The sequence below is a fragment of the Streptomyces sp. XM83C genome, assembly GCF_023072675.1.
GTDB lineage: Bacteria > Actinomycetota > Actinomycetes > Streptomycetales > Streptomycetaceae > Streptomyces > Streptomyces thermocoprophilus.
Genome location: NZ_JALLGL010000263.1, coordinates 1 through 8,868, shown reverse-complemented (window position 1 = coordinate 8,868; position 8,868 = coordinate 1). Strand labels below are relative to the sequence as shown.

At 72.5% G+C, this 8,868-nt stretch carries 10 protein-coding genes and 1 pseudogene; 8 read left to right on the top strand and 3 right to left on the bottom strand.

Going from position 1 to position 8,868, the window contains the following annotated elements:
- Nucleotides 1–151 precede the first annotated feature (151 nt).
- Entirely contained in the window at nucleotides 152–1,231 is a 1,080-nt protein-coding gene (gene dapE, locus MTQ10_RS23865) for a succinyl-diaminopimelate desuccinylase (RefSeq protein ID WP_247472211.1), read from the top strand.
- A gap of 119 nt (nucleotides 1,232–1,350) precedes the next feature.
- Complete coding sequence (locus MTQ10_RS23860) at nucleotides 1,351–2,109, top strand: TIGR00730 family Rossman fold protein (RefSeq protein WP_247472202.1); 759 nt, start codon at nucleotides 1,351–1,353, stop codon at nucleotides 2,107–2,109.
- Between the two features lie 118 nt (nucleotides 2,110–2,227).
- On the opposite strand, the gene folP is transcribed toward MTQ10_RS23860, so the two are convergent.
- A complete protein-coding gene (gene folP / locus MTQ10_RS23855; RefSeq protein ID WP_247472200.1) occupies nucleotides 2,228–3,088 on the bottom strand; it encodes a dihydropteroate synthase in 861 nt (286 codons plus the stop codon).
- A 137-nt stretch (nucleotides 3,089–3,225) separates the two neighbouring features.
- On the opposite strand from folP, the gene MTQ10_RS23850 reads away from it, so the two are divergent.
- Nucleotides 3,226–3,576 carry a DivIVA domain-containing protein gene (locus MTQ10_RS23850; RefSeq protein ID WP_247472214.1) on the top strand — a complete coding sequence of 117 codons (351 nt, stop codon included), beginning with the start codon at nucleotides 3,226–3,228 and terminating at the stop codon, nucleotides 3,574–3,576.
- Nucleotides 3,573–4,166, top strand: coding sequence for a DNA-3-methyladenine glycosylase I (locus MTQ10_RS23845; protein ID WP_308404595.1), 594 nt, complete (start codon nucleotides 3,573–3,575; stop codon nucleotides 4,164–4,166). Before MTQ10_RS23850 ends, MTQ10_RS23845 begins: the two co-directional genes overlap by 4 nt.
- Here the strand turns inward: MTQ10_RS23845 and MTQ10_RS23840 are convergent.
- A complete protein-coding gene (locus MTQ10_RS23840) occupies nucleotides 4,163–4,966 on the bottom strand; it encodes an enoyl-CoA hydratase/isomerase family protein (RefSeq protein WP_247472198.1) in 804 nt (267 codons plus the stop codon). The two genes, MTQ10_RS23845 and MTQ10_RS23840, sit on opposite strands and share 4 nt — an antisense overlap.
- Before the next feature lie 364 nt (nucleotides 4,967–5,330).
- Here MTQ10_RS23840 and MTQ10_RS23835 point away from each other — a divergent pair, with 364 nt between their 5' ends.
- Nucleotides 5,331–5,498, top strand: a complete 168-nt coding sequence (locus MTQ10_RS23835) for a DUF3117 domain-containing protein (RefSeq protein WP_003966491.1) — start codon at nucleotides 5,331–5,333, stop codon at nucleotides 5,496–5,498.
- 186 nt (nucleotides 5,499–5,684) lie between these two features.
- Here the strand turns inward: MTQ10_RS23835 and MTQ10_RS23830 are convergent, their stop codons facing one another.
- The gene (locus tag MTQ10_RS23830) at nucleotides 5,685–6,359 is read right to left on the bottom strand and encodes an O-methyltransferase (protein ID WP_247472212.1); all 675 of its coding nucleotides are present in this window, start codon (nucleotides 6,357–6,359) and stop codon (nucleotides 5,685–5,687) included.
- Between the two features lie 261 nt (nucleotides 6,360–6,620).
- Here MTQ10_RS23830 and sigE point away from each other — a divergent pair, with 261 nt between their 5' ends.
- The 3 genes and pseudogenes from sigE to MTQ10_RS23815 form a co-directional block, all read left to right on the top strand.
- Nucleotides 6,621–7,316 (top strand): RNA polymerase sigma factor SigE, encoded by a 696-nt coding sequence (sigE, locus tag MTQ10_RS23825; protein ID WP_247472196.1) that lies wholly within the window; start codon nucleotides 6,621–6,623, stop codon nucleotides 7,314–7,316.
- Nucleotides 7,313–8,302, top strand: a complete 990-nt coding sequence (locus tag MTQ10_RS23820) for an anti-sigma factor family protein (protein WP_356757898.1) — start codon at nucleotides 7,313–7,315, stop codon at nucleotides 8,300–8,302. Before sigE ends, MTQ10_RS23820 begins: the two co-directional genes overlap by 4 nt.
- A gap of 134 nt (nucleotides 8,303–8,436) precedes the next feature.
- Nucleotides 8,437–8,868 (top strand): annotated as a pseudogene (locus tag MTQ10_RS23815) (hypothetical protein); the annotation flags it as partial.

Below are 8,868 nucleotides of genomic sequence, written 5' to 3'. Positions count from 1 at the left end.
GATGCAGCGTAGTCTCGTGGGCTCGGATATGTGTAAAAGAGACAGGGTGGGGGACGGCTCTGACACGCGGTACAAGGTACTGGAGGTGTTCGACGGACCGTACCCCGGTTCGCGGGCTGCCTCGAACAGTCTCCGGGATAGGGTCGAGGACATGGCCGACAACCCGCTTGACCTCACGCTGGACGCCGCCGAGCTGACCGCGCGGCTCGTCGACTTCCCCTCCGAGAGCGGCACGGAGAAGCCCCTCGCCGACGCCATCGAGCACGCGCTGCGCGCCCTGCCCCACCTCACCGTGGACCGGTACGGCAACAACGTCGTCGCCCGCACGGACCTCGGCCGGGCCGAGCGCGTGATCCTCGCCGGGCACATCGACACCGTGCCGATCGCCGGCAACGTCCCCGCCCGCCTCGACGAGGAGGGCGTGCTGTGGGGCTGCGGCACCTGCGACATGAAGTCCGGCGTCGCCGTGCAGCTGCGGATCGCGGCCACCGTCCCGGAGCCCGACCGCGACCTCACCTTCGTCTTCTACGACAACGAGGAGGTCGACGCCGAGCTGAACGGCCTCCGCCATGTCGCGAAGGCGCACCCCGACTGGCTGCACGGCGACTTCGCGGTGCTGCTGGAGCCCTCCGACGGGCAGGTCGAGGGCGGCTGCCAGGGCACCCTGCGGGTCCTGCTGAAGACGAAGGGCGAGCGCGCCCACTCCGCGCGGAGCTGGATGGGCTCCAACGCCATCCACGCCGCCGCGCCGGTCCTGGCCCGCCTCGCCGCCTACGAGCCGCGCTACCCGGTGATCGACGGCCTCGAGTACCGCGAGGGCCTCAACGCCGTGGGCATCAGCGGCGGCGTCGCCGGCAACGTCATCCCCGACGAGTGCGTGGTCACCGTCAACTTCCGCTACGCCCCGGACCGCACGGAGGAGGAGGCCGTCGCCCATGTCCGTGAGGTGTTCGCGGACTGCGGCGTCGAGGAGTTCGTGGTCGTCGACCACAGCCCGGGCGCCCTGCCCGGCCTCACCCACCCCGCGGCGGCGGCCTTCATCGAGGCGGTCGGCGGCACCCCGCAGCCCAAGTACGGCTGGACCGACGTCTCCCGTTTCTCCGCCCTCGGCATCCCCGCGGTGAACTACGGCCCCGGGAACCCGCACCTGGCACACAAGCGTGATGAACGGGTAGAGACAGCGAAGATCCTCGCGGCGGAGGAGCGACTGCGGAACTGGTTGAACACCTGAACCCGCGACCCCGTACCGGGGTCATGGCGCTTCATGGCGGACATGCTCACGTCCCCCGCCCGTAACCGCCGTGGATCTACGCTGAACCGGACAGACCGCACGACGGAGGGAGCGCGTACATGGCTACCGGCAACCCCGAGGGGAAGCAGCAGCCGCCGGAGGAGCAGCGCATGGGGCCGGTCCTCCGACGGCGCGAGCAGGTCCAGGAGAGCACGACGGACCAGCGGCTGTTGGACGAGCGCGCGCCGTCGGACTGGGTGCACACCGACCCCTGGCGGGTCCTGCGCATCCAGTCCGAGTTCATCGAGGGCTTCGGCACGCTCGCCGAACTGCCCGCCGCGATCAGTGTGTTCGGCTCGGCCCGCACCCCGGTCGACTCCCCGGAGTACGACGCGGGCGTCCGGCTCGGCCGAGGCCTGGTGGAGGCCGGTTTCGCGGTGATCACCGGCGGCGGCCCCGGCGCGATGGAAGCCGCGAACAAGGGCGCCTGCGAGGCGGGCGGCATCTCCGTCGGCCTCGGCATCGAGCTGCCGTTCGAGCAGGGGCTCAACCCGTACGTCGACATCGGCCTGAACTTCCGGTACTTCTTCGTCCGGAAGATGATGTTCGTCAAGTACGCGCAGGGCTTCGTCGTCCTGCCCGGCGGGCTCGGCACCCTCGACGAACTCTTCGAGGCCCTGACCCTCGTCCAGACCAAGAAGGTCACCCGCTTCCCGATCGTCCTGTTCGGCACCGAGTACTGGGGCGGCCTGGTCGACTGGCTGGAGAAGACGGTCATCGCCCAGGGCAAGGCCGCGCAGAAGGACCTGCTGCTCTTCCATGTCACGGACGACGTGGAGGAGGCGGTCGCCCTGGTGTCGAAGGAAGCGGGCCGGTAGCCGGCCGAGGGGCGCCCGGCGGTACGACCGCCCCGGCGCCCCTCGTCCCTCCCCGCGCCGGGCCGCCCGCCCGCCGCGCCCGGGGCACGCCTGCCGCGCGCTTCCCCGGAGGCGGTGTCTACGCCAGGCCCCGCCGCGCCACCGCCGGTTCCCGGTGGCCCGCGATCGCCGTGACCATGTCCAGGACCTGCTTGGTCTCGGCCACCTCGTGCACCCGGTACACCTGCGCCCCCAGCCACGCCGACACCGCCGTCGTCGCCAGCGTGCCCAGCACCCGCTCCTTGACCGGCTTGTCCAGGGTCTCCCCGACGAAATCCTTGTTCGACAGGGACACCAGCACCGGCCAGCCGGTGTCCACCATCTCGCCCAGCCGGCGCGTCGCCTCCAGGCTGTGCCGGGTGTTCTTGCCGAAGTCGTGCCCCGGGTCGATCAGCACCGACTCGCGCGGCACCCCGAGCGCCACCGCCCGCTCGGCCAGCCCCAGCGTCACCCGCAGGATGTCGGCCATCACATCCTCGTACTCCACCCGGTGCGGCCGGGTGCGCGGCTCCGCGCCGCCCGCGTGCGTGCACACCAGGCCCACGCCGTACCGCGCGGCAACCTCCGCGAGACCGGGGTCCACCCCGCCCCACGCGTCGTTCAGCAGGTCCGCGCCCGCCTCGCAGACCGCCTCGCCGACCTCGGCCCGCCAGGTGTCCACGCTGATGACCACATCCGGGAAGCGGCGCCGTACCTCCGCCACGAAACCGACCGTGCGGCGCGCCTCCTCCGCGGCGCTCACCTCCTCGCCGGGACCGGCCTTCACCCCACCGATGTCGATGATCGCCGCGCCCTCGGCCACCGCCTGCTCCACCCGCGCCAGCGCCGGCTCGTCCTGGAACGTGGCGCCCTGGTCGTAGAAGGAGTCCGGGGTCCGGTTCACGATCGCCATGATCACCGGCTCGTGCGCGTCGAATTCCCGCCTGCCCAGCCTGAGCATCGCCTGCGACCTCTCCTCGTACGTCCCGTGAGCGTCCCCGTCTTGTGCCGCCTGCGACCCTAACCGGCCGCGTCGCATGGCACGATCGGACCCACACACCGAGACACCGAGCACACCGTGGGGAAGCAGCGATGGTTATGTTCCTGTTCCTGGTCGTCGCGCTCGCCGTCGTGGTCGCCGCGGTGACGCTCGCCGTGGTCGGCGGCGGCGACGGCACCGGCCCGCTGCCCGAAGCGGAACCGCAGCGCCTGCACGACCCGCTGCCCCCCGGCCGGCCCGTCGCCCGCGAGGACATCGACCGTCTCCGCTTCCCCCTCGCCGCCCGCGGCTACCGCATGGCCGACGTCGACGACGCCCTGAACCGGCTCGCCGCCGAACTCACCGAACGCGACGCCCGGATCGCCGACCTGGAGTCCGCGCTGGCCGGGGCCCGCGCCGCCGCCGAGTCGGCGCGGACACGGCAGGACGGGCAGGAGGAGCAGCAGTGAGCGACGGGCAGGCCCTCGCCGGGCCCGACGGTGCGCGGCGCTGCCCCTGGGCACTGTCCACGCCGGACTATGTGACGTACCACGACGAGGAATGGGGCCGGCCCGTCCACGGCGACGACGCCCTCTTCGAGCGGCTCGCGCTGGAGGCGTTCCAGTCCGGCCTGTCGTGGATCACCATTCTGCGCCGCCGCACCGGGTTCCGCGCCGCGTTCGCCGGGTTCGAGATCGCCAAGGTCGCCGAGTTCACCGACGAGGACCGCGACCGGCTCCTCGCCGACCCCGGCATCATCCGCAACCGCGCCAAGATCGATGCCACGCTCGCCAACGCGCGCGTGCTGGCCGAATGGGAGCCGGGCGAGCTGGACGCGCTGATCTGGTCCCACGCCCCCGACCCGGCCGGCCGTCCGGCGCCCCGGACCCTCGCCGACGTCCCCGCGGTCACCCCCGAGTCGACGGCGCTGTCCAAGGCGCTGAAGAAGCGGGGCCTGCGCTTCGTCGGCCCCACGACGGCGTACGCGCTGATGCAGGCCTGCGGTCTGGTCGACGACCATCTGCAGACCTGCGTGGCGCGCGGAGGGCGCGGCCGTTAGCGGCCGAGGTACTTCGGCTTCTCCTTGTTGACGAAGGCCCGCACCGCGATCGTGTGGTCCTCGGAGGTGCCGGCCCGGGTCTGCAACTCGTCCTCCTTGTCCAGCGTCTCGTCCAGGCCGTGCGTCATGCCGTACGCCACCGACTCCTTGATCGCCGCGTACGCCACCGTCGGTCCCGCCGCCAGCTTCCGCGCGAGCTTCTCCGCCTCCGCGCGCAGCTCCGCCGCCGGTACCAACCGGTTGGCGATGCCCAGCTCCAGCGCCTCCTGCGCGGAGATGTTCCGCGGGAACAGCAGCAGGTCCATGGCGCGGCTCGGGCCGATCACCCGCGGCAGCGTCCAGGAGATGCCCGAGTCGGCGGTGAGGGCGACGCCCGCGAAGGACGTGTTGAACGCGGCCGTGTCCGCCACGATGCGGTAGTCCGCCGCGAGCGCGAAACCGAAGCCCGCGCCGGCCGCGACGCCGTTCACCGCGGCGACGACCGGCTTCGCCGCTCCGGCCAGGGCCCGGGCGATCGGGTTGTAGTGCTCCTTGACGGTGCTCATGACCTGGCCGGTGCCCTTCTCCCGGTCCTCGGCCAGCAGCCCGATGTGCTCCTTGAGGTCCTGGCCCACGCAGAACGCCCGGTCCCCGGCGGCGGTCAGCAGCACCGCCCGTACGGCGGTGTCGGACGCCGCTGATTCGGCCGCCTCCCGGAGGGCGACCTTGGTCGCGATGTTCAGCGCGTTCATCGCCTCGGGGCGGTTCAGCGTGATCGTCGCCAGCCCGTCGCTCACCTCGTAGAGCACGGTGTCGGCCATGGTGGGTCCCTCCGGATCGGAAACGGTGGCGTACCGGTCGGTAGGCCATGCGTACGAAGGACAGCATGGCGGAGATCATGGACATCGGACGGGGCGGGACATGTGACCTGCGTCAAAGAATCGCAGGGGGTGCGGTCGCGCAGTATCGCAGCCACATCGCCGAATTGGGTGGTTTTGCTCGCGCGCGTTGCCCAAGCGATGCGGACCGATGTTGGTCATCGGGTCCTGAGATGCGGGATAATGGCTTGGAAGCAATGTGTTCGATGCCGGTGTCGCGTGTCCTGGTGTTTGCGCCAGGAACCGTGCGTGCCCTTCAGGGGCCGTCGGCTTTGACGATGAGCTGGTTTCAGGAAGGGGAACGAGCATGGCGGCCATGAAGCCGCGGACGGGCGATGGCCCGCTCGAGGTGACCAAGGAGGGGCGGGGCATCGTCATGCGCGTTCCGCTCGAAGGCGGCGGTCGACTCGTCGTCGAGCTGACCCCTGACGAGGCCGACGCCCTCGGTGACGCCCTCAAGAAGGTCGTCGGCTGACGCGCAAGCGACCATACCCTTTCAGCCGCCCCGGCATCGTCATCGGTGCCGGGGCGGCTGTTTCGGTGCCGGCCGGGGGCGCGCCGGGAACGGCACGGAAGGTCGCCCGGGGCGTTGCGGCGGGCGTGCCGGTCGGTTCGGCGGAGGTCCGGGGCGTGCCGGTCGGTTCGGTGGAGGTCGCGTCGGTCAGCGTTTGACCGCGCACAGCAGGCCGTCGCCCACCGGCAGCAGCGACGGCACCAGCTCCTGGCTCTCCCGCACCGCCCGCAGCAGCTCACGGATGCGTATCACCTCGGTGGGCTGCGGCCCCGAGTCCACCGTACGGCCGTGCGCGAAGACGCCCTCGAAGGCGACCAGGCCGCCGGGGCGCAGCAGGCGCAACGATTCAGCGAGGTAGTCCAGCAGCTCCAGCCGGTCACCGTCGCAGAACACCAGGTCGTACCCCGCGTCCGCGAGCCGGGGCAGCACGTCCAGCGCACGGCCCGGGATGAAACGGGCCCGGTTGCTGGCGAAGCCGGCCGCGCGGAACGCCTGCCGGGCGAACTGCTGGTGCTCCGGCTCCGGGTCCACGGTGGTCAGTACCCCGTCCGGGCGCATGCCGTGCAGCAGATGGATACCGGAGACACCGGTGCCGGTGCCGATCTCCGCGACGGCTTTCGCGTCCACGGAGGCGGCGAGCAGCCGCAGCGCGGCACCCGTGCCGGGCGACACCGAACGCAGCCCTGCCTCGCGGGCCCGGTCACGGGCCCAGCGCAGCGCTTCGTCCTCGGCGACATAGGCGTCGGCGAACGCCCAGTCCGTCTGCCGGTTGCCGGTAATGACCCTCTCCTGTCCCCACGGGTTGCCTCGGCGTGACTGTATCCGTTGGCGCCGGGAACCCGCAGATGGGACCGGGCGTTTATAGGGGTGGCAGGACGTACGGGGGGGACACAGTTGGATCACGACGAGGGACGAGACGCAGAGCAAGTGCTGACGCAGCTGTATGAGCCGTGTCAGCCCAGATCAAATTCTCGTAAAACCGCTTATCCGGTCCTAACGGGCGAGGTGGCTATGGTAGGGGCTCCACTGGACACCACCAGAGCTGACAGGGGAGGTGCGGCCGCGCCTGCAGACCGGGGAGGAGTGCTGCGGCGCTTCCTGGGGTCGGCGGGCAGGCCGAGATCCGTGAACGACACCGCTGACACCGGCCACGCCGTCGCACAGGACCGGACCGCGACCTTCTCCACCGACGCGGACGGGCCGGCGTGGACTCCGCCCACCTGGGAGGAGATCGTCAGCATGCACAGCGGCCGGGTCTACCGGCTCGCCTACCGCCTCACCGGCAACCAGCACGACGCCGAGGACCTCACCCAGGAGGTCTTCGTCCGGGTCTTCCGCTCCCTGTCGACCTACACGCCGGGCACCTTCGAGGGCTGGCTGCACCGCATCACCACCAACCTGTTCCTCGACATGGTCCGCCGCAAGCAGCGCATCCGCTTCGACGCGCTCGGCGAGGACGCGGCGGAGCGGCTCGCCAGCAAGGAGCCCACACCGCAGCAGGTCTTCAACGACGCCCACTTCGACGCCGACATCCAGCAGGCGCTGGACACGCTCGCGCCCGAGTTCCGTGCCGCGGTCGTCCTGTGCGACATCGAGGGCCTGTCGTACGAGGAGATCGCCGCGACCCTCGGCGTCAAGCTCGGCACGGTCCGCTCCCGTATCCACCGCGGCCGTTCCCAGTTGCGCAAGGCTCTCGCCCACCGCTCGCCCGAGGCCCGTGAGCGCCGCTCGCCGGTCGCCAAGGTGCCCGTACTGGAGGGAGGGGGCGCGACCGCGTGAGTGGATCACGTCCTGACCCCGCAGAGCAGCACCTGGGAGACCGGCTCTCCGCCCTCGTGGACGGCGAGCTCGGTCATGACGCGCGTGAACGCGTACTGGCGCATGTGGCCACCTGCCCCAAATGCAAGGCCGAGGTGGACGCCCAGCGCCGGCTGAAGAACGTCTTCGCGGAGGTGGCCCCGCCGCCCCCGTCCGAAAGCTTCCTGGCCCGCCTGCAAGGGCTTCCGGCGGGAGGTGATCCCGACGGCGACGGCACGCCGTTCGGCGGGGGCGGCCTGTCCGGGCTCGGCGGGTCCCGGCTCGGCGGAGGCGGGCTCGGGGACTCGTCCTCCGGTGCCACCGGCACCTTCGGCGTCCTCGGAGTGAGACGCCGGGGCGATGCCGCCGCCTTCGGCTTCGACTACGCCCCGCTCGGGCCACGCGGCTCCCTGATGCCGTCCGACTCCGACGGCCGAGGCTTCCGCATCCATCCCGTCGGGCGCGGCGACAGCGACCGGCCCGCCTCGCGCGGACTGCGGATCGCGTTCGTCGCCGCCGGGGCGGTGTCGCTGGCCGCGCTCGCCCTCGGCGGTATGACCGGCGGCGCCCCGACAGACGCGGACTCGCGCGGCACCGGCAGCAGTGTGCTGCCCGCCCGCACCCAGGGCACCACGGCCACCCCGGCCACCGACGGCCAGCGGCGGCGCGGCGGCGCCCCCCTCGTCCAGGCAGGGCAGGGCCGCACCCTCGGCCGGACCGACGCCTTCACCAAGGCGTCGGCGCCGCTCCAGCCGGGCGCCGTGGCACCGGCGGTCGACCAGGCCGTCAGGGACACGCTCACCACACCGGTGATGGCCGGTGCCGCCGCCATGTCCCCGCTCATACGGCCGCTCGACGTGACCCCGCCCATCCCCCTGGGCACCTGGGCGGGGACCCAGGCGCTCACCGCTCCCGGCCTGTCCACCGCGCCGATTCCCGAGCCGTCCTCGTCCGCGCCCTCCCGCTGACCGGCCTCTGCGCGGCGGCCCGTGAACCTGGTTGAATCCAGGTGGGCCGCGCCCGCGGCAGGCAGTCGGGCGCGGAGTGGACGAACCGCGCACGCCGCCGACCGTGCCGTGCCGCGGTCAGCTGTGGGGAGAGCATGAACGAGGGGAAGCCCACGCAGGACCCGTCGGCCTCGGGCCGCGCCACCGACGGCGACTTCGAACTGGAACGCCCACGCGCCGCCGGCGACGGCGACGCGGCGGTTCCGGCCCGGTCGCCGGGGCCCCGGCCGGAGACGGACGGCACTTCGGCGGACGACGGCGACTTCGTGCTGAAGCAGCCGGCCGCGCCCGGGACCGGGGCCGCGGAGGCGTCGGCCCCTGCCGAGCCGTCGGCCCCCCTGCCGGACGGCACCGACGAGGACACACCGGCCCTCGCCCGGCCCGTGTCCGAGGGGATCGCCGACGCTTCTCCCGCTCAGGGTGCGGACACCCTCACCGCAGGGAGTGCCGGGCCCGCCGGGGGCACCGAGCACGCAGGAACCGCCGGGCCCGCCGCCCCGCCCGGCCCCGCCGGAACGGCCGGCGCC

Bases quoted from the DNA above. Each gene is read 5' to 3' on its own strand.
- folP (WP_247472200.1), bottom strand. From the start codon at position 3,088: ATGCTCAGGCTGGGCAGGCGGGAATTCGACGCGCACGAGCCGGTGATC.
- MTQ10_RS23850 (WP_247472214.1), top strand. From the start codon at position 3,226: ATGTTCCTGTTCCTGGTCGTCGCGCTCGCCGTCGTGGTCGCCGCGGTG.
- dapE (WP_247472211.1), top strand. From the start codon at position 152: ATGGCCGACAACCCGCTTGACCTCACGCTGGACGCCGCCGAGCTGACC.
- MTQ10_RS23835 (WP_003966491.1), top strand. From the start codon at position 5,331: ATGGCGGCCATGAAGCCGCGGACGGGCGATGGCCCGCTCGAGGTGACC.
- MTQ10_RS23860 (WP_247472202.1), top strand. From the start codon at position 1,351: ATGGCTACCGGCAACCCCGAGGGGAAGCAGCAGCCGCCGGAGGAGCAG.
- MTQ10_RS23840 (WP_247472198.1), bottom strand. From the start codon at position 4,966: ATGGCCGACACCGTGCTCTACGAGGTGAGCGACGGGCTGGCGACGATC.